Source organism: Thiosulfatihalobacter marinus (assembly GCF_016019955.1).
GTDB lineage: Bacteria > Pseudomonadota > Alphaproteobacteria > Rhodobacterales > Rhodobacteraceae > Shimia > Shimia marinus_A.
The window spans coordinates 51,000-71,222 of record NZ_JAECRZ010000010.1; the positions used below are offsets into that span (position 1 = coordinate 51,000).

Sequence of the window (20,223 nt, forward strand, 5' to 3'; positions counted from 1 at the left end):
AAATGCCGTGGCCGGGTTTAAGCGGATGTTCACCCGCTATGCGCACTCTGCCCGTCAACGATCTGATGATTCCGGGAATCGGGTGATGTCGCTTGCTCAGAAACTGGCCGATGAACGCAGGGCGCGCCTGGCGGCCGAACGGCTGTTGGAGCTGAAGCAGGCCGAGCTGTTCTCTGCCAACCGCAAACTGGGCAAACACGCCGCCGAACTGTCGAACGAAATTGTCGAGACGCGGGCCGGCCTGGCCAATGTCATCAGCGAAAACCAGAAAGTGAAATCCGATCTTCAGGTCGCCAACCAGAAGATCGAGATCGCCGAACGGCGGCTGTGGCTTTCCATCGCCTCGATCCGCGACGGGTTTGCCTTTTTCGATGTCGAAGGCCGCATGATCGCCGCCAATCCCTCCTACCTGGCCGTGTTCGACGGTCTGGAGGATCTGAAACCCGGCATCACCTATGCCGAGATCCTGCAAATCATCACCGAAGAGGGAATATTCAACATCGGCGACACGCCCGCGGCGGACTGGCGGCAACGGATGCTGACACGCTGGCAGCAACCCACACCCGAACCGGTGGTGCTGCGCCTGTGGAACGGCGAATACATCAAGATGATCGATCAGCGCGGCCATGGCGGCGACATCGTCAGCCTGGCATTGAACATCACCGATACCGTCCGCTATGAGGCGCAGCTGAAAAGCGAACAGCAAAAGGCCGAGGCCGCCAGCCGCTCGAAATCCGCCTTCCTGGCCAACATGAGCCACGAAATCCGCACGCCGATGAACGGCGTCGTCGGCATGGCCGATCTGTTGATGGACACCACCCTGTCCGAGGAACAGCGCCTGTTTGTCTCGACCATCAAGAACTCGGGCGAGGCGCTTCTGGTGATCATCAACGACGTGCTGGATTATTCCAAGATCGAGGCCGACAAGCTGGAACTGCGCCCCGAACCCTTCGATCTGGAACGCTGCATTCACGAGGTCATGACCCTGCTTCAGCTCTCCGCCCGCCAGAAAGGGGTAGAGATGATCGTGGACTACGATCTGTTCCTGCCCACCCTGTTTGTCGGCGATCCGGGGCGGATGCGCCAGGTGCTGACCAACCTTGTCGGCAACGCGGTCAAATTCACTTCCCAGGGCCACGTTCTGGTGCGGGTTGTCGGGGTCGTACGCAAAGGCGGCGCCGAGGCCGAACTGCACGTCACCGTGCAGGATACCGGCATCGGCATCCCCGCCGACAAGGTCGATCACATCTTTGGCGAGTTCAACCAGGTCGACGAGGCGCGCAACCGCCAGTTCGAAGGCACCGGGCTGGGCCTGGCAATCACCCGCCGACTGATCGATCTGATGTCGGGTGAAATCTGGGTCGACTCGACCGAGGGTGAGGGATCAAGTTTTGGGTTCCGCCTGACCCTGCCAATTGATGAAAACTGTGACAGCCTGCCCACGCCGCTGCCGCCGGGTGTCCGCCACGTGCTGATCGCGGATGAGGTCGAGATCAACGGTCAGCTCCTGCGGCGCCAGCTGGAACAGATGGGCGCGCGCGTCACCCTGTCCAGCGATGCCGAACGGGTTGCGGCACAGGCTGCCAGTGTCGATCTTGTCCTGCTGGACCGGAACCTGTCCGACGGTGGCGCGCTGGAACTGGTGGACACGCTGCGCACCCGCGCCATCGACGTACCGGTGATCGTGCTGGGCGCCGATATTGCCGACATCTCCGCCGATCCGCGCAGCAAGCTGACACAGGGCATTCTGGCCAAGCCGATTTCGCGCGGCGATCTGTTTGCCCGCATCGCCCAATCGGTCGAGGATGGCCCGCAAACCGGCGACACCGCGCCGCCGCCCCCCAGCGGCGTTCCGTCCCGCGCCATGCGCCTGCTGGCTGCCGAGGATAACAAGACCAATCGCCTGGTTCTTGGCAAGCTGCTGAAATCCCTGGATATCGAGATCGAATTCGCCACCAACGGGCTGGAGGCGGTAGACCTGTTCCAAAGCTTCCGTCCCGACATGATCTTCATGGACATTTCCATGCCCAGGATGGACGGCAAAGAGGCCACCGCCCGCATTCGCGAGATCGAGTCATCCGGCCAGGGCCACACCCCGATCGTTGCCCTCACCGCCCATGCGGTGGAGGGCGACAAAGAGGGGATTCTGGCCTCGGGGCTGGATCACTACCTGACCAAACCGCTGCGCAAACCGGCCATTTTCGACATGATCGCGCAGCACCGCCCGCCCGAGGCACGCGATCCTTTTCCGCGCGAAGCGCAGATGCCGGATCAGGCGTCTGGATAATCCCGCAGGAACACCCAGCGGTCGCCGTCGGACAGGTCCGCGCGATAGCCATAGCCGCCCAGATCGAAATCCTTGATCCCCTCGGGATCTGTCAGGCGGCGCTGGATCACGAACCGCGCCATGGCGCCGCGCGCCTTCTTGGCGAAAAACGATACGATCTTCGCCTTGCCGCCGCGTTCTTCCATGAACACCGGGGTGATCACCCGCAGCTTCAGCGCCGTCAGGTCCACCGCGCCGAAATATTCCTGGCTGGCACAGTTGATCAGCGTTTCGGTGCCCAGCGCCCCGGCCTGGTGCCGCAGCGCCCTGGCGGGCGCGTCGCGCCAATAGTCATACAGGGTCTTGCCACGCCGGGTTTTCAGGCGGCTACCCATTTCCAGCCGATAGGGCTGAATCGCGTCCATCGGGCGCAGCACCCCATACAGGCCCGACAGGATGCGCAAATGATCCTGCGCCCAGAGCATTTCCTCGGGGTCCAGGCTTCCGGCATCCAGCCCGATATAGGTGTCGCCGGCAAAGGCATGGACCGCGGGCCGGGTGGCATGGGCGTCCGGCGCCGCCTCGAACGCCCTGAACCGGTCGCGGCTCAGCCGCGCCAGATCCGGGCTCAGGTCCATCAGCTTGCGCAGATCGCCCAGGGTCAGGTTGCGCGCCGTCCGGGCCAGCCGCACGGCGTCTTCCTGGAAATCCGGCGCCGTCATCTGGCCGGGCACGTGGTTCCAGTTCAGGCGTTTGGCCGGGGATACGACGATCAGCATGGCAACTCTCCGAATATGCGAAATGCAGTCCTAGCCTGCCTCGGCGATCACGTCCAGAAACGCCTCGGCAAACCGTTCCGCGCGCTTTTCGCCCAACAGCCGCGCCATGTCGCCAGGCGCGCCGGGGCGCTGGCGCGCCACCTTGGCCAACAGCGAGGCCGAACAGGTCATCGGCTTGTCGATCCCCTCGGGTCCGCGCATCAGATCGGCCTGCACCTCCAGCAGCCGGTCATACAGCGCCGCCTCGCCGCGCCCGGCGATCTTGCGGCGGCTGGGATGCATCCCGGCCGCCTCGCCGTTGATCACCGCCAGGAACGCGTCACCGTAATTGGCCAGCTTCTTGGCCCCCACCCCGTTGACATGCGCCATGTCATCCAGCGTCGCAGGGCGGGTTTCGGCCATCTCGATCAAGGTGCGGTCATTGAAGATCACATAGGCCGGCACCCTGGCCGCCTCGGCCAGCGCCCGCCGCTTGGCCTTGAGCGCCGAGAGCAACGGCGCGTCTTCCTCGCTCACCAGCATCCTGGCCGCCGGGCGGCTTGCCTTGGCCGTCCTGATCGTGTCCCGGCGCAACGAAACACGCTCTTCACCGCGCAGAACCGGCAGCGCCGTGTCGGTCATGCGCAGGGCGCCGTGGCGCTCCGGGTCCGGGCGGATCAGGTCATGCCCCATCATCTGCCGGAACACCGCCTGCCACTGACGCTTGTCATACTCGCGCCCCACGCCAAAGGTGGGCAGCCCGTCATGGCCGCGCTGGCGCACCTTGTCGGTCTCGTTGCCCAGCAGGATGTCGATCAGGTGCCCGGCGCCAAACCACTCATCCGTGCGCAGGATCGCCGACAACGCCTTGCGCACCGCCTCGGTCCCGTCAAACACCTCTGCCGGACTGTCACACAGATCGCACGCACCGCACGTCACCCCGGTTTCCCCGAAATAACCCAGCAGGGTTTCGCGCCGGCAGGTCAGCGCCTCGGCCAGCCCCAGCAGCGCGTTCAGCCGCCCGTGATCGGCCGCGCGGCGTTCGGGCGGCGCCAGCCCCTCGTCGATCTGGGCACGGCGCAGGCGGATGTCGTCGGCACCGAACAGGGTAAGCGTTTCCGCCGGGGCCCCGTCGCGCCCGGCACGCCCGATTTCCTGGTAATAGCTTTCGATGGATTTGGGCAGGTCCGCATGGGCCACCCAACGGATATCGGGCTTGTCCACCCCCATGCCAAAGGCCACCGTCGCCACCACGATCAGACCGTCGTCGCGCTGAAACCGCATTTCGGTGTCGCGGCGCGCGTCCGGGTCCATGCCACCATGGTAATGCAACGCCGCATGGCCAGCCTCGCGCAGCGCCGAAGCCAGCGATTCCGTCTTGGCGCGCGTGCCGCAATACACGATCCCCGACTGCCCCTTGCGCGCGGCGGCGAAATGCAGGATCTGGCGGCGCGGATTGTCCTTGGCGGCAAAGGCCAGGTGGATATTGGGCCGGTCAAACCCGTGCAGGAAAGTCTGCGGCGCCTGCCCGTCAAACAGCCGCGCCACGATCTCTTCGCGGGTCTCGCCATCCGCCGTCGCGGTAAAGGCCGCCAGCGGCACATCCAGCGCGCGGCGCAACTCTCCGATCCGCAGATAATCGGGGCGGAAATCATGGCCCCACTGGCTGACGCAATGCGCCTCGTCCACGGCGATCAGCGCCACGCCGATGCGCCGCAACATGCCCAGCGCCGCCCCCGAGGCCAGCCGTTCGGGCGCGATATACAACAGCTTGAGCCGCCCGGCCTCCAGCGCATCCCACACTTCGGCGGTCTCTTCCTCGGTATTGCCCGAGGTCAGCGCTCCGGCCTCTACCCCGGCCTCGCGCAGCGCGCGCACCTGGTCGCGCATCAGCGCAATCAGCGGCGAAATCACCAGCGTCACTCCGTCGCGCATCAGCGCGGGCAACTGAAAACACAACGACTTGCCGCCGCCCGTGGGCATGATCGCCAGCACGTTGTCGCCGCGCGTCACGGCATCGATGATATCCTGCTGACCGGGCCGAAAGCTGTCGAACCCGAAAACATCACGCAGAACCGTGGCAGCGGCGCACATGAATGGAACCCGTTATTGTTGGTCTGTCTGCTCGTTGACGCAGACCATCCCACAACCGGATTCGCGGAACAAGCCCCAAGCCGTCAGAACAGGATCGCGGGCAGGATATAATCGCGCAGGCTGATGATGATGATGAACGCGACCAGCGGCGCCAGGTCCAGCGGGCGCGTATCGGGCAGAATGCGCCGGATCGGCGTATAGATCGGCTCCAGCAGGCGGTTCAGCCCCTGCCAGATCTGCGCCACCAGCGGCTGGCCCAGATTCAGCACCTGAAAGCTGATCAGCCAACTCATGATGATATGCGCCAGCATAATGAAAAAGGCCACGTCCAGTATCAGCCGCAAGGGACCATAGATCGCCATCATGAGGGTGTTCCTTCAAGTTTCTCGCGCCACAGTTAAGCACCCGGCGGCAAAAGCTCAACCCTGCCGCAAGAGTATGGTTGACCTTGCCGCCCCGTCGCCGAAAAAGACGATCAAAGGAGAAGCCGCATGTACCCCTATATCCGCATGGTCAAGGAACTGATCAAATATCGCCGTGCCGCGCCCCTGCCGCTGACCGGCACGCATGTCTCGGTCCATCGCTGCTGGCCCTGGGATATCGACATGTGGGCCGAACTCAACAATGGCCGCACGCTTACCCTGTATGATCTGGGCCGCATCCCCATGGCCCGGCGGATCGGCCTGATCGGCGTGCTGCGCAAAACCGGCTGGGGGCTGACAATGGCGGGCGTATCCGTACGCTATCGCCGCCGCATCCGCACTTTCGAGAAATTCACCGTGAAATCCCGCGCCGTCTGCTGGGACGACCGGTTCGTCTATATCGAACAGTCGATGTGGAAAAAGAACGGCGACTGCGCCAATCACGCTCTCTATCGCGCGGCTGTCACCGACAAGGCCGGGATCGTGCCCCCCGCGCGCGTACTGGAAAAGATGGGCCGCACCGACGCAACACCGCCCACGCCGGACTGGGTGCGCCTCTGGATCGAGGCCGAGGCCACCCGGCCCTGGCCGCCGATGCAGGACGCCTTACAGGATTAACTTGCCTTCCCGCCCCGCGAACAGTCTAAATGAGCAAAAGACTTTCGGGGGATGGGATGAAAGACGTTTCCGCGCGCAGGCGTATCTGGGGATGGTGGGCCTTTGACTGGGCCAGCCAGCCCTATAACACGCTGGTTCTCACCTTCATCTTCGGTCCTTATTTCGCGCAGGTCGTGACCGAGTCGCTTGTGGGTCAGGGGCTTGAAAGCGGCGCTGCCAAGGCCCAGGCCCAGGCCTATTGGGGCTATGGGCTTACCATTTCAGGCGTGATCATCGCGGTCATGGCGCCCGTTCTCGGGGCCTTTGCCGACAGCACGGGCAAACGTATGCGCTGGGTCTGGCTGTTCTCGGTCATGTATGCCTTTGGCGCATGGATGTTGTGGTACACCGCGCCCGGCAGCTTTGACATCACCATGACGCTGATCTTCTTTGGCATCGGCCTGATCGGCATGGAATTCGCCACCATCTTCACCAATGCCATGCTGCCTTCGCTGGGCAATCACGAAGATATCGGCCGGATTTCCGGCACCGGCTGGGCCTGGGGCTATGTCGGCGGCGTGCTGGCGCTGGCGATCATGCTGGTCGCCTTCCAGGCGGGCAGCACCGGCAAGACAATGATCGGCATCGATCCGATCCTGGGGCTGGACCCGGCCACCAAGGAAGACACCCGCGTCGTGGGGCCGCTGACCTCGCTGTGGTACGTGGTGTTCATGATCCCGTTCTTCCTGTGGGTGCGCGAACGCCCCGATCCCAACCATACTCCCTACAAGGTAGGCACCGCGCTGCGCGACCTGTGGGGCACCATCACCGGCCTGCCGCGCCACCCCAGCCTGCTGGCCTATCTGGGCGGATCGATGTTTTATCGCGATGCCCTGAACGGCATGTACACATTTGGCGGCATCTATGCGCTGGGCGTGCTGGAGTGGTCGATCATGGAGGTTGGCATCTTTGGCATCGTCGCCGCGCTGACGGGCGCGCTGTTTGCCTGGATCGGCGGCAAGGCCGATCATGCCTTTGGCCCCAAGCCGGTGATCGTCACCTGCATCCTGACCCTGCTCTTTACCGCGATCCTGGTTGTCGGCATCTCGCGCGAAACCATCTTTGGCCTGAGACTCTCTCCCGGCTCCGCGCTGCCCGATATCCTCTTTTATGTCGCCGGCGGGCTGATCGGCGCGGCGGGAGGTGCGCTGCAATCGGCCAGCCGCACCATGGTCGTGCGCCAATCCAACCCGACCCGCATGACCGAGGCGTTCGGCCTTTACGCGCTGTCGGGCAAGGCCACCACATTCCTCGCGCCTGCGCTGATCGCGCTGGCCTCGGACATGAGCGGAAGTCAGCGGTTCGGCATCACGCCGCTGATCGCTCTCTTCCTAATTGGCCTGATCCTGTTAGTCTGGGTGAAACCGGATGGAGATCCCAGCAAATGGTCCGCCTCTTCCTGATCCTGGGCATGGCCGCGGCGCTGACCGGGTGCAAATCGGACCAGCAGACCCAGTCGCGTGTCTCGTCGCACTCGACCGAGGTTCCGGCAGCCATGAAAGGTGTCGAGGCACGCCGGCTGTTTGCCGCAAAGCCCAATGGCTCGGCCCAGTCCCCCGCCCCCTATGGCGGCTATTCCAAAGGCTGTCTTGCCGGCGGGGTGCAACTGCCGGAAACCGGCCCCACATGGCAGGCCATGCGCCTGTCGCGCAATCGCAACTGGGCCTATCCCGAAACCGTCAGCTATATCCGCGACCTGTCCACCTTTGCCGCCCGGCAGCCGGGATGGAAGGGGCTGTATGTCGGGGATATCAGCCAGCCGCGCGGCGGGCCGATGATGACCGGGCACCGCAGCCACCAGCTGGGTCTGGACATGGACATCTGGATGCTGCCGCCTGACCGGCTCGATCTTTCGGTGGCCGAACGCGAGTCGATCTCGTCGGTCTCGATGCGCCGCGCAGGAGGCGCCTTCGTGAACGACAAGTGGACACGCCAGCATCACGAAATCCTCAAGGCCGCCGCCAGCGACCCGCGCGTGGCGCGTATCTTTGTCTTTCCCGGCGCCAAGGTGCAAATGTGCAACGACGAAAAAGGCGACCGGGCATGGCTGCGCAAGATCCGCCCGTGGTGGGGGCATCATTATCATTTCCATGTGCGGCTGAAATGCCCGTCGGATGCCGCCGGTTGCGTTGATCAGGCGGCACCCCCCGCCGGGGACGGATGCGCCGAAGCCGAAGACTGGGTACAGAACATCCTGAACCCGCCTCCGCCCGATCCCGATGCCCCGAAACCCAAACCACGCCAGGAACTTCAGATGGCAGACCTGCCCCGCCAATGCGTCAACGTCTTGCAATCGCAGTAATCGCCGGACTGGTCATCGTTGGGTTGCAGATGGGCCGCGCCGGCGGACCGGAGCCCGGCGCCCAGCTTGTCTCGGTCTATCGCTGGCAGATCCCCGCCGGCTGGTTCGGCGGGTTTTCCGGGCTGGAACTGTCGCCGGACGGTACCCGCATGGTCGCAATGTCGGATCGGGGTCTGTTCGTGCAGGCCCGGCTGGTGCGCGATGACGGCACCATCACCGATGTCACGGACGTGGTGCAAAAACGCATCCTGAACGAACAGGGCCATTTCGCGCATGGCACCGGCCAGCGCGATTCCGAGGGGCTTGCCCAGTTGCCCAACGGCGAGCTGATCGTGTCCTTCGAGGGCGATCACCGGGTGGAACGCTTTTCCCGGCCCGGTGCGTCGGCACAGCACATGCCCTGGGCGCGCGCCCTGTCCGACATGAAGCCGAATGGCGGCTTTGAGGCATTGGCAGTGGATGCGGCGGGCCGCCTTTATGCCTTTCCCGAAGCCCCCATCGGCCCGCCCGACCGCCTGCACGGCTATCGGCTGGAAGGCGATACCTGGCGCCAGCGGTTTGTCGTGAAACGCGATAAACAGTTTCAGCCCGTGGGCGCGGATTTCGGCCCCGACGGGCGGCTTTACCTGCTGGAACGTGGCTTCAACGGGCTGGGCTTTCGCGTGCGGGTGCGCAGCTTTGCCGTGTCCGGCAACGCGCTGACCGATGAAAAGCTGTTGTTGCGCAAGGGCATAGGCACATATGACAACCTCGAAGCCCTGTCCGTCTGGCGCGATTCACAGGGAAAAATCCGGCTGACCATGATCTCGGACGACAATTTCCGCCTGCTGCAACGCACCGAGATCGTCGAATACGTGCTGCGCGAAACCTCTTGATCTGCGCCTTTTGGCCCTGTAATTGCCGCCCGTCCCGCAAACACGCGGGGCCAAGTCTCCGCTACCTTGCAAAAACGGAAAAACACCATGCAACGTATCCACATTCCCGGCATTCTTGCCATGGCCGCGATCGTCGTCGCGTCCAATATCCTTGTGCAGTTCCTCTTTGGCCAATGGCTGACCTGGGGCGCCTTTACCTATCCGCTCGCCTTCCTTGTCACCGACGTGATGAACCGCGTCTACGGCGTACAGGCCGCGCGCCGCGTGGTGTTTGCCGGTTTCATCGTCGGCGTGATCTGTTCGGTCATCGGCACCCGCATCATGCTGCAGGGCGATGGCTTTACCTATCCGGCGGTGACGCTGCGCATCGCGCTTGGCTCGGGCCTTGCCTTCCTCACCGCGCAGCTCCTGGACGTGGCAATCTTCGACCGCTTGCGCGAGGGCCGCTGGTGGCGCGCACCGCTGGCCTCGACCCTGATCGGCTCGGTCGTGGACACGACCCTGTTCTTCACCATCGCCTTCTCCGACACGCTCGTCTTCCTGGAACCGGGCAACGATGTGTCCTGGGCCGGTGAAATGCTGCCGTTGCTTGGCATGGGCCCGGTTGTGCCGCTTTGGGTCAGCCTGGGTTTTGCCGATTGGCTGGTAAAGCTGTCGCTGGCATTGCTTGCTCTTGTGCCATTCCGCATCATCGTGGGGAAACTGTCGCCTTCGACCACATGATTTTGTTTGACATCTCCCCAACCTGTGGCAGGCTGAGGATACGCGAAACAATCTGAAAGGAGGTGCCCATTGTCTAGAGAACGTATGGAGAGCAGTGTTGGAACAGTTCGGAAGGAGTCCAGCTGAGGCAGCCCTTGGCTGAAACACCACCCGGATTGGTGCTCACCTAACCGATGCACCTCCTATCATCTCGAAGGGCCGCCCCACGCGAGGAGCGGCCCTTTTCGATTCCTCAGGCGGCCACGTCCAGCGCCGCGCGGGTCTTCACAAGGGCCAGCGCCGCCCGCGCCGCCTCGCGCCCCTTTTCCAGGAAATGCGCGGCATAGATCGCCCGGTGATGCGCCGTATCCTGAAACTGATGCGGCGTCAGCGATACCGACAGAACCGGCACGCCCGTATCCAGCCCCACGCGCATCAGCCCGTCCACCACGGCCTGCGCCACGAATTCGTGCCGGTAGATGCCGCCATCCACCACCAGCGCCGCACAGGCAACCGATGCATAGCGCCCGCCGGCCGCCAGATCGCGCGCCAGAAGCGGCATTTCAAACGCGCCGGGCACGTCGAACACGTCCACCTGACCGGCCGGAATGATCTCGCAAAATCCGGCCAGCGCCTGATCCACGATCCCGCCATGCCAGTTGGCCTTGATGAATGCGTATCGGGTGTGTGTCATCACATGATCTCCTTTCGTAACAGACACGTCACCCAAGGCGATCACGAACGGCATCCCCCACCCCTTTCCGGGGTGTGGCATCCGTACGTTCTCTTCCATCCGGACTGTCACCGTCGGCTCCGGCCTTGCACCGGATCTGCTGACACTTTTCATTGGCTCCACGGCCTGGTCCGAAAACCGGGTCCCACTTTTCGGGCCGTGGAAGCGACCAAATCCAAGCCGCTCGCGGGCTCGCGGGCACCGCCCGCATACCGCCGGTGGGGAATTTCACCCCGCCCTGAGAACAGAGCTACCTTGCCATTCCGCCGCGCCGCCTGCAACATCCCGCGCAACGTCATCCAAGGCCCGCCCATGCACCCGAACCCCACCTTTCGCACCGCCACGCGCGACGAAAACCTTGCCTTCGCCGCCGAACGCGGGTTTGGCATCCTGACGATAGCGGGCGACGGCGCGCCGCTGATGTCGCACGTGCCTTTCGTGCTGGACGACGACGGCACCTGTGCCGACCTGCATCTGGTGCGCTCCAACCCGATGTCAACGGCGGTATCCGGCGACATGCCGGCCCGGCTCGCCGTATCGGGGCCGGATGCCTATATCTCACCCGACTGGTATGGCCTGCCCGATCAGGTGCCGACATGGAATTACACCGCCGTGCACCTTGTCGGCTCGCTTTCCCCCCTGCCGGACGGCGATCTGCCGGATCTGCTGGACCGGCTGTCGGCCCATTTCGAAGACCGCCTTCTGCCCAAACCTCCCTGGACCCGCGCCAAGATGGACGGCGACGCATTCCGGCGCATGTGCCGCATGATCCGCCCTTTCCGGCTGTCGATCTCACAGGTGCAGGGCACTTGGAAACTGGGCCAGAACAAACCCGATGCCGCACGCCGCGCCGCCGCCGACGAGATTGACGCACAGGCCGTCGGCAGCGATCCCCGCCTGCTGGCGGCGCTGATGCGCGCGCCGCTTTCAGACCCCAACCAAGGATGACCCCATGCAACTGATCTTCTCGCCCCCCTCGCCCTTCGTGCGCAAGGTGCATGTCACGCTGATCGAAACCGGCCAGCTTGACGATGTCGAACTGGTGAACGTGGCAACCACCCCGCTCAAGACCGATGCAAGGGCCGCGTCGGCCAATCCGCTGGGCCGCATTCCGGCCCTGCTGCGCCCCGACGGGCCGGCCCTCTATGACAGCCGGGTGATCTGCCGCTTCCTGGCCGCGCGGGCCGGGGCCGATCTTTATCCCGACGACATCCTGTGGGAGATTCTGACGCTGGAGGCCACCGCCGACGGGCTTCTGGATTCGGCGGTGTCCATGGTCTACGAACACCGCCTGCGCCCGGCGGAAATGGTCTATGCCCCTTGGGTCGAGGCGCAATGGGGCAAGGTCAGCGGCGCCCTGGATGCGCTGAACGAACGCTGGACGAGCCATCTCAAGGGGCCGCACAACATGGGCCAGATCGCCGTGGGCTGCGCCCTGGGCTATCTCGATTTCCGGCACTCGGATCGCGACTGGCGCAAGGGCCGCGATGCGCTGGCGGCATGGTATGCCGACTATGCTCAACGCGAGGCGATGCAGGCAACCATGCCCTCCTGACAGAAACACCCGGCCCCGGGCCTGATCCGGGGCGGGGGCACCTGCCGCGAGGAAAGCCCGCAAGGGCTTGAGGAGCGGCGCGGCTACTCTGCCGCCACCGCCCCTTCAGCCTTTTCCACCTTCACCGCCGAAAACTTGAACTCGGGGATCTTGCCATAAGGGTCCAGCGCCGCGTTGGTCAGGATATTCGCCGCCGCCTCGACATAGGCAAAGGGCAGGAACACGTTGTTCTCGGCCACCGCCCTGTCGGCGCGCGCCATCACCGTCACCGCGCCGCGCCGCGTGCTCAGCCGTACATACTCTCCCGGTGCCACGCCCAGCGCCCGCAGCGTTTTGGGATGCAGCGAACAATTCGCCTCCGGCTCCACCGCGTCCAGCACCTTCGAGCGCCGCGTCATCGACCCGGTATGCCAATGCTCCAGCTGCCGTCCCGTGATCAACACCATGGGATAGGCCGCATCCGGCACCTCGTCCGGCGCGATCACCTGCGCCGGGGCAAACCGTGCCCGCCCCTCGGGGCGCGGGAATCCGTCGCCAAACACAATGGCCTGCCCCGGATCCTCGGGCGAAAGCGACGGATAGGTCACGGCAGTGTCTTGCAGCCGGTCCCAGGTGATATTGTCCAGCGATTTCATGGTCCGCTTCATCTCGGCAAACACGTCGCGCGGATGGTCATAGGACCAGTCCAGCCCCAACCGTTTTGCCAGTTCCACCTCGATCCACCAATCTTCGCGGGCCTCGCCGGGCGGCGCGCATACCGGCCGCCCCATCTGCACCTGCCGGTTGGTATTCGTCACCGTGCCCGACTTTTCGTACCACGCGCTCGACGGCAGGATCACATCCGCGTAATTCGCGGTTTCCGTCAGGAAAATATCCTGCACCACCAGATGCTCCAGCCTGGCCAGCGCGGCGCGGGCATGATCCACATCCGGGTCCGACATGGCCGGGTTCTCGCCCAGAATATACATGCCACGAATATCGCCATCATGGATCGCGTGCATGATCTCGACCACGGTCAGCCCTTTTTCGGCGCTGAAATCGCCCGATTGCCACAGCTCGCGGAACGCCGAGCGCACCCCGTCATCCGTCACGCTTTGGTAATCCGGCAGGAACATCGGAATCAGCCCCGCATCCGAGGCCCCCTGCACATTGTTCTGGCCCCGCAGCGGGTGCAGCCCCGCGCCGGGTTTACCCACATTGCCTGTCATCAGGGCCAGGTTGATCAGGCAGCGCGCGTTGTCCGTGCCGTGGATATGCTGGCTGACACCCATGCCCCAGAAGATCATACCCGCCTTGCCCGCCGCAAACGTCCGCGCCGCCGCGCGCAATGCGTCGGCGTCGATCCCGCAAACCGGCGCCATCTTCTCGGGGCTGAAATCCTTCAGATGCGCGGTCATCGCCTCCCAGTTCTCGGTGAACCGCGCGATATAGTCGGCGTCATACAATTCTTCCTCGACGATCACATGCATGATCGCGTTCAGCATCGACACGTCGCCCCCGGCCCTGAACTGCAACCGGTGGGTCGCGAACCGTCCCAGCCCCACGCCGCGCGGGTCCATCACGATCAGCTTGCCGCCCCGCTTGGCGAACTGCTTGAAATAAGTCGCCGCGACGGGGTGGTTTTCCACCGGATTGGCCCCGATCACGATCGCCACGTCGGCATTCTCGATCTCGTTGAACGTCGCCGTCACCGCGCCGCTGCCGACATTCTCCAAAAGCGCCGCCACCGACGACGCATGACACAGCCGCGTACAGTGATCCACGTTGTTATGGCCAAACCCCTGCCGGATCAGCTTCTGGAACAGATAGGCCTCTTCGTTGGAACATTTGGCCGATCCGAACCCGGCCACATAGCTGCCCTTCTGATCCCGCAACTTCGCCAGCCCCCCGGCGGCCACGTCCAACGCCTCGTCCCACGACGCCTCGCGGAAATGCGTCATCAGGTTGCCCGGATCCACGTTCAGCCCCTTCGCCGGCGCATCCGCGCGCCGGATCAGCGGTTTCGTCAGCCGATGCGGATGCTCGATATAGTCAAACCCGAACCGCCCCTTCACACACAGCCGGTTTTCATTGGCCGGTCCGTCGATCCCCTCGACATATCTGATCCTGTTGTCCTTGACCTTGAACCGGATCTGACAGCCCACCCCGCAATAGGGGCAAACCGAATCCACCTCGCGGTCATAATCCTTGCTGTCCCCGGCCTGCGCGTCATCTAGCACGTTTGCAGGCATCAGCGCCCCCGTCGGACAGGCCTGCACACATTCACCACAAGCCACACAGGTGCTGTCGCCCATCGGGTCATCCTGATCGAACACGATCCTGGCACCGGCGCCGCGCCCGCCCATGCCGATCACGTCATTCACCTGCACTTCGCGGCAGGCCCGCACACACAGGTTACAGTGGATACAGGCATCCAGATTGACACGCATCGCCACATGGCTCGCATCCAGCAGCGGCACAAACTCCGGCTCTTTCTTCGGAAACCGGCTCTCGTCCACCCCGGTCAGCGCCGCCATGTCCCGGAAATGGCTGGATGCGTCATGCGCCACCTCGGGCTGATCGGCGGCCAGCAACTCCACCACCATTGCACGCGCCTTTTTCGCCCGCGCACTCTCGGACTGCACCACCATACCCTCGGCCACCGGCCGGATGCAGGATGCCACCAGCGTGCGCTCGCCCTCGACCTCCACCATGCAGGCCCGGCAATTTCCGTCCGCCCGATAGCCCTTGGCCGGCTTGTGGCACAGATGCGGGATCACAAGCCCACGCCCATGCGCCGCCTCCCAGATCGAGGTGCCTTCGGGAACCGTCACGTCCTCGCCGTTGAGGGAAAAGGTAACGGTTTTGGTGTCGCTGGCATCAAGCATGGCTGACCTCCGCGCAGAAATTCAAGGTAAGGGGCGCGCCCGACCCTGGGTGGGCGCGGCCCGGCGATGCCGGACCACAAGGCATTGAGCGAGCCATCAAATCTCCTCCCCGAAATGCTTCATCACCAACCTGATCGGGTTTGGCGCTGCCTGCCCCAGCCCACAGATCGAGGCATCGCCCATCACCTGGCACAGCTCCTCCAGCAGCGGCTGGTCCCAACGGTCCGCCTGCATCAGCTTCACCGCCTTCTCACAGCCCGCACGGCACGGCGTACATTGCCCGCAACTCTCATCCTCAAAGAACCGCAGCATGTTCAGCGCCGCCCCGCGCGCCGAATCCCGGTCCGACAGCACCACAACAGCCGCCGACCCGATAAAGCTGCCATGCGGCTGCAACATGTCGAAATCCAGCGGGATGTCATCCATCGACGCGGGCAACAGCCCCGAAGACGGCCCGCCCGGCTGATAGGCCTTGAACACATGGCCCTCCAACATGCCACCCGCCGCCGCGATCACATCCCGGATCGTCGACCCGGCAGGCAACAGGTACACACCCGGCGCCGCCACACGTCCCGACACCGAATAGCTGCGCAGCCCCTTGCGCCCGTTCTTCTCGACCGCGAACACCTCTGGCCCCTCGCGGCAGATGCGTCCCACCCAATAAAGTGTCTCGACATTGTTCACCAGCGTCGGGCGGCCAAACACGCCCACCTGCGCGACAAAAGGCGGACGGTGGCGCGGCAGCCCCCGCTTGCCCTCGATCGATTCGATCATCGCGCTCTCTTCGCCACAGATATAGGCCCCGGCCCCGCGCCGCAGATCGATATAGCCCGGCGCGACAATCCCGGCCTCTTCCAGCGCGCCAATCTCGCGCCGCAAGATCTCCAGAACCGCCGGATACTCATCGCGCATATAGATGAAACAGGTCCGGGCCGCGATCGACCAGGCCGCGATCAGCATCCCCTCCAGGAACAGGTGCGGCGTACGCTCCAGGTAATGGCGATCCTTGAATGTGCCCGGTTCGCCCTCGTCGCCATTCACGGCAAGGTATCGCGGTCCCGGCTCGGCGCGCACAAAGTCCCATTTCCGGCCCGAAGGGAACCCCGCCCCGCCCAAACCGCGCAGCCCCGACTCCAGCACCTTTTGCGCTTCGGCCGCCGGGTCGCCCCCGGCGCGCAGCCGCAACAGCGTGTCATAGCCGCCGTCCGCGCGGTAGCTGGCAAAATCCTCGTATTCCGGCACATGCGCGTGGGTCTCCCCCGCCGCAATCGCCGCCTGCGCCTTTTCAGGCGTGGCATGATCGATATGATGATGCCCGATCTCCAGCACCGGCGCCGTATCGCACCGCCCCATACAGGGCGCGCGCAACACCCGCACCTCCGCCGGGTCCAGCCCGTCCTCCAGCGCCCTGCGCAGCGCCGCCGCGCCTGCCATCTCGCAGGACAGCGAATCGCATACCCGGATCGTCAGCGCCGGGGGTGGTGCCTCGCCCGCGCGCACCACGTCGAAATGCGCATAAAACGTCGCCACTTCGTAGATCTCGGCCTGCGCCAGCCCCATCTCGTCGCCCAGCGCCCGGATATGCGCCGCCGACAGATGCCCATACGCGTCCTGGATCAGGTGCAGGAATTCAATCAGCAAATCCCGCCGCCGGGGCCGATCCCCCAACAGCGCGCGCAGCTCTTCCAACGCAACATCGTCCAGCTGCCGCCCCTTGGGCGTGTGCCGGGACTTGCCCGTACCCTTCTTTTTCCAGATGCCTTTTTGATCGTCCAGCGGTGCCATGGTGCCCTCCCTGCCAGGGCACATGCTGGCATCACCAAATCTGATAATCAATCCAGCAAAACTGAAGGCGCGATCAGCCTTGCTTATCACTCAGCACAACCCGCCGCAACGCCTCGACCGTTCCCAGGCCGGGCGCGCGCACCTGGCTGACCAGGCTCACTTCCTTCTCCACCAAAGGCGCCTCCAGCCGCAGCGCCACCGTCCCGCCAACCCCACCAAGCGACCGCACCAACCCCTCCGGCACCACCGTGGCCGCAACCCCCTCGGCCGCCATCACCACGGACGCCGTGAAACCACTGGTCTCCGCGATCACATTGGGCACCAGCCCCAACTCGCCGAAAACCCGGTCCAGAATGCGCCGGTTCTGCATCCCCGGCTCCAACAGGCTCAGCGGCAATCCCGCGGCCTCGGTCCAGCCGACCGCCCCGGTTGCGCGCGGCGCCAGCGCCCTGGGCACCAACAGCAGGTAGCGCTCATCATACAGCCGCTCCACCCGCAGCATGTCACGCGACACCCCTTCGGAATATGTGATCCCCGCATCGAATGTCCCGTTTTCAAGCCCCTGCTGAATCTTCAGGGAACTGGCCGCCTGGATGTTCAACGTGATTCCGGGATAGACTGTCCGCAACTGCCCCGCCAGCCCCGCCGCATAGGCAATCGCCGTGGGAATCACCCCCAGGGCAAGCTTGCCCGTCACCGCCCCACTGGCCGACCGAAACTCTTCCTCCAGAACCCGCACGCCATCCATGACCTTGCGCGCATGGCGCACCAGCGCCTCGCCCTGCGGTGTGAATCCCTGAAAACGATTGCCCCGCTTGACGATCGCCGTGTCCAGCCGCTCCTCCATCTTGCGGACCCGCATCGAAAAAGCCGGCTGAGTCACGCCACACTCCTCCGCGGCCCGCGCGAAATGCTTGTGCCGCGCCAGTGCCGACAGGAATTCCAGGTCCTTCAAACTGATCAATGTTGCCCCCTTTAAGACCCAAGCCCTACCGCACCGCCTCCCCCCAAACCAGACACCAAACTTCTTTTGGCTCCAAATATCCCGGGGAGTCGCGCCGCGCGCGACGGGGCAGCGCCCCGCACCCCGGCGCAACCGCGCCGGGACATACTGTGCGCCGCAGGCGCCCGATTTGACACCACCCTCCCGACTGCGCCCCAAGCGCGACAGAGGGACGCGACGGGAACGCACACGCGAATGTAAGCTGGACGGCCCGCATCCCCTTCGTTAAATAGCGGCGGGGAGAGGCTGCGGGACACCGCGGCCCTGACGATATTGGCCGGTTGTCGGCTGAAAAATGGAGAGAACCTCGTGTCCCACGCAGAAGATCACGAAGGCACCCGCAGAGACTTCCTCTACTACGCCACCGCCGGCGCAGGTGCCGTAACCGCAGGGGCCGCCATCTGGCCGCTGGTCAACCAGATGAATCCGTCGGCAGATGTCAGGGCGCTGTCCTCGATTCGCGTCGATGTGTCCGGTGTGGACACCGGCACGCAACTGACCGTCAAATGGCTGGGCAAGCCGGTGTTCATCCGCCGCCGCACCCCGGACGAGATCGAAGCCGCCCGGGCTGTGAACCTGGACGAACTGATCGACACGAACGCCCAGAACCGCATGGACATGACGCTGGACGCCTCTGACCAGAACCGGACGCTGGACGAAGCCGGCGAATGGCTGGTCATGATCGGTGTCTGCACCCATCTCGGCTGTGTTCCGATCGGGGACGGCGCCGGCGATTTCGGCGGCTGGTTCTGCCCGTGCCACGGGTCGCACTACGATACCGCGGGCCGCATCCGCAAGGGCCCCGCCCCCGAGAACCTCTGGGTTCCCGTGGCCGAATTCGTCGATGATTCGACGATCAAACTGGGATAAGGAGCGCGCATATGTCCGGTATTCCCCACGATCACTACGAACCCAAGACTCGCGCGGAAAAGTGGCTGCACAGCCGCTTGCCGATCGTTGGCCTTCTCTATGACACCCTGATGATTCCCACCCCCAAGAACCTGAACTGGTGGTGGATCTGGGGCATCGTCCTGGCCTTCTGCCTGGTCCTGCAAATCGTCACCGGCGTCATCCTGGTGATGCACTACACGCCGAATGTGGATCTGGCATTTGCCTCGATCGAGCACATCATGCGCAACGTGAACGGCGGGCACATGATTCGCTACCTGCACATGAATGGCGCGTCCCTGTTCTTCTTTGCGGTCTATATCCACATGTTCCGCGGCCTGTATTACGGCTCTTACAAGGCCCCGCGCGAAGTCACCTGGATCATCGGCATGCTGATTTACCTGCTGATGATGGCAACCGGCTTTTTGGGCTATGTTCTGCCCTGGGGTCAGATGTCGTTCTGGGGCGCAACCGTGATCACCGGCCTGTTTGGCGCGATCCCGTTCGTGGGTGAGGCACTGCAAACCTGGCTGCTGGGCGGACCGGCGGTCGACAACGCCACGCTGAACCGCTTCTTCTCGCTGCACTACCTGCTGCCCTTCGTGATTGCCGCGCTGGTGATCGTTCACATCTGGGCCTTCCACACCACGGGCAACAACAACCCCGCCGGCATCGACGTTCGCAAGGGCTCCAAGGAAGAGGTCAAGAAAGACACCCTGCCGTTCTGGCCCTACTTCGTGATGAAGGATCTGTTCGCGCTGGGCGTGGTTCTGGTGGTGTTCTTCGCTGTCGTGGGCTTCATGCCCAACTACTTCGGACACCCCGACAACTATATCGAGGCAAACCCGCTTGTGACCCCCGCGAATATCGTGCCGGAATGGTATTACCTGCCGTTCTACGCGATCCTGCGTGCCTTCACGTCGGATGTCTGGGTGGTGATGTTCGCAAGCTGGATCACCGGCGGCATCGTCGACGCCAAGTTCTTTGGCGTCCTGGCAATGTTCGGTGCCATCTTCGTCATGGTTCTGGTGCCGTGGCTGGATACCAGCCGCGTACGCTCGGGCAAGTACCGGCCTCAGTTCCGGTGGTGGTTCTATCTCCTGGTGATCGACTTCATCGTCCTGATGTGGGCTGGTGCCATGCCCGCGCAACCCCCGTATTCGATCATCTCGCTGATTGGCGCGACCTACTGGTTTGCCTATTTCCTCGTGATTCTGCCGATCCTCGGCGTCATCGAGAAGCCAACCACACCACCGGCCACGATCGAAGACGATTTCAACGCCCATTACGGCAAACCTGCTGAATAAAGGGAAACA

17 protein-coding genes and 1 riboswitch are annotated in these 20,223 nt (G+C 64.0%); of the genes, 10 read left to right on the top strand and 7 right to left on the bottom strand.

What is annotated here, in order from left to right:
- The first annotated feature begins 85 nt into the window (after positions 1–85).
- On the top strand, positions 86–2,287 hold the full coding sequence (locus I3253_RS14570; protein ID WP_197918607.1) for a response regulator: 2,202 nt from the start codon (positions 86–88) through the stop codon (positions 2,285–2,287).
- On the opposite strand, the gene yaaA is transcribed toward I3253_RS14570, so the two are convergent.
- From yaaA to I3253_RS14585, 3 genes are all read right to left on the bottom strand, one after another.
- Entirely contained in the window at positions 2,272–3,045 is a 774-nt protein-coding gene (gene yaaA, locus I3253_RS14575) for a peroxide stress protein YaaA (protein WP_197918608.1), read from the bottom strand. The genes I3253_RS14570 and yaaA overlap by 16 nt on opposite strands.
- Before the next feature lie 30 nt (positions 3,046–3,075).
- Positions 3,076–5,118 (bottom strand): DNA helicase RecQ, encoded by a 2,043-nt coding sequence (gene recQ / locus I3253_RS14580; protein ID WP_197918609.1) that lies wholly within the window; start codon positions 5,116–5,118, stop codon positions 3,076–3,078.
- An 83-nt stretch (positions 5,119–5,201) separates the two neighbouring features.
- Positions 5,202–5,483, bottom strand: a complete 282-nt coding sequence (locus I3253_RS14585; protein WP_197918610.1) for a YggT family protein — start codon at positions 5,481–5,483, stop codon at positions 5,202–5,204.
- Positions 5,484–5,609: 126 nt separating this feature from the next.
- Here I3253_RS14585 and I3253_RS14590 point away from each other — a divergent pair, with 126 nt between their 5' ends.
- From I3253_RS14590 to I3253_RS14610, 5 genes are all read left to right on the top strand, one after another.
- Entirely contained in the window at positions 5,610–6,158 is a 549-nt protein-coding gene (locus I3253_RS14590; protein WP_197918611.1) for an acyl-CoA thioesterase, read from the top strand.
- Between the two features lie 56 nt (positions 6,159–6,214).
- Positions 6,215–7,600: an MFS transporter gene (locus tag I3253_RS14595; RefSeq protein ID WP_197918612.1), complete on the top strand. Its 1,386-nt coding sequence runs from the start codon at positions 6,215–6,217 to the stop codon at positions 7,598–7,600.
- Positions 7,601–7,692: 92 nt separating this feature from the next.
- On the top strand, positions 7,693–8,499 hold the full coding sequence (mepA, locus tag I3253_RS14600; protein WP_408647835.1) for a penicillin-insensitive murein endopeptidase: 807 nt from the start codon (positions 7,693–7,695) through the stop codon (positions 8,497–8,499).
- On the top strand, positions 8,472–9,374 hold the full coding sequence (locus I3253_RS14605) for an esterase-like activity of phytase family protein (protein ID WP_197918614.1): 903 nt from the start codon (positions 8,472–8,474) through the stop codon (positions 9,372–9,374). Before mepA ends, I3253_RS14605 begins: the two co-directional genes overlap by 28 nt.
- Before the next feature lie 87 nt (positions 9,375–9,461).
- Positions 9,462–10,097, top strand: coding sequence for a queuosine precursor transporter (locus tag I3253_RS14610; RefSeq protein ID WP_197918615.1), 636 nt, complete (start codon positions 9,462–9,464; stop codon positions 10,095–10,097).
- Between the two features lie 232 nt (positions 10,098–10,329).
- Here the strand turns inward: I3253_RS14610 and I3253_RS14615 are convergent, their stop codons facing one another.
- Positions 10,330–10,770, bottom strand: coding sequence for a 6,7-dimethyl-8-ribityllumazine synthase (locus tag I3253_RS14615; RefSeq protein WP_197918616.1), 441 nt, complete (start codon positions 10,768–10,770; stop codon positions 10,330–10,332).
- An 83-nt stretch (positions 10,771–10,853) separates the two neighbouring features.
- Positions 10,854–11,059: riboswitch (FMN riboswitch) on the bottom strand.
- 62 nt (positions 11,060–11,121) lie between these two features.
- Between I3253_RS14615 and I3253_RS14620 the strand changes: the two genes are divergently transcribed.
- Positions 11,122–11,757, top strand: coding sequence for an FMN-binding negative transcriptional regulator (locus I3253_RS14620; protein WP_197918617.1), 636 nt, complete (start codon positions 11,122–11,124; stop codon positions 11,755–11,757).
- 4 nt (positions 11,758–11,761) lie between these two features.
- Positions 11,762–12,364, top strand: coding sequence for a glutathione S-transferase (locus I3253_RS14625; RefSeq protein WP_197918618.1), 603 nt, complete (start codon positions 11,762–11,764; stop codon positions 12,362–12,364).
- An 83-nt stretch (positions 12,365–12,447) separates the two neighbouring features.
- Here I3253_RS14625 and fdhF read toward each other — a convergent pair whose 3' ends face one another.
- The 3 genes from fdhF to I3253_RS14640 form a co-directional block, all read right to left on the bottom strand.
- The gene (gene fdhF / locus I3253_RS14630) at positions 12,448–15,231 is read right to left on the bottom strand and encodes a formate dehydrogenase subunit alpha (protein ID WP_197918619.1); all 2,784 of its coding nucleotides are present in this window, start codon (positions 15,229–15,231) and stop codon (positions 12,448–12,450) included.
- Between the two features lie 96 nt (positions 15,232–15,327).
- The gene (locus tag I3253_RS14635) at positions 15,328–17,016 is read right to left on the bottom strand and encodes an NAD(P)H-dependent oxidoreductase subunit E (RefSeq protein WP_197918620.1); all 1,689 of its coding nucleotides are present in this window, start codon (positions 17,014–17,016) and stop codon (positions 15,328–15,330) included.
- Between the two features lie 73 nt (positions 17,017–17,089).
- The gene (locus I3253_RS14640) at positions 17,090–17,980 is read right to left on the bottom strand and encodes a LysR family transcriptional regulator (RefSeq protein ID WP_197918621.1); all 891 of its coding nucleotides are present in this window, start codon (positions 17,978–17,980) and stop codon (positions 17,090–17,092) included.
- A gap of 348 nt (positions 17,981–18,328) precedes the next feature.
- Between I3253_RS14640 and petA the strand changes: the two genes are divergently transcribed.
- Together petA and I3253_RS14650 are read left to right on the top strand one after the other, a co-directional pair.
- The gene (gene petA, locus I3253_RS14645) at positions 18,329–18,889 is read left to right on the top strand and encodes a ubiquinol-cytochrome c reductase iron-sulfur subunit (RefSeq protein WP_197918622.1); all 561 of its coding nucleotides are present in this window, start codon (positions 18,329–18,331) and stop codon (positions 18,887–18,889) included.
- Between the two features lie 11 nt (positions 18,890–18,900).
- On the top strand, positions 18,901–20,214 hold the full coding sequence (locus tag I3253_RS14650; RefSeq protein WP_197918623.1) for a cytochrome b: 1,314 nt from the start codon (positions 18,901–18,903) through the stop codon (positions 20,212–20,214).
- Positions 20,215–20,223: the final 9 nt, after the last annotated feature.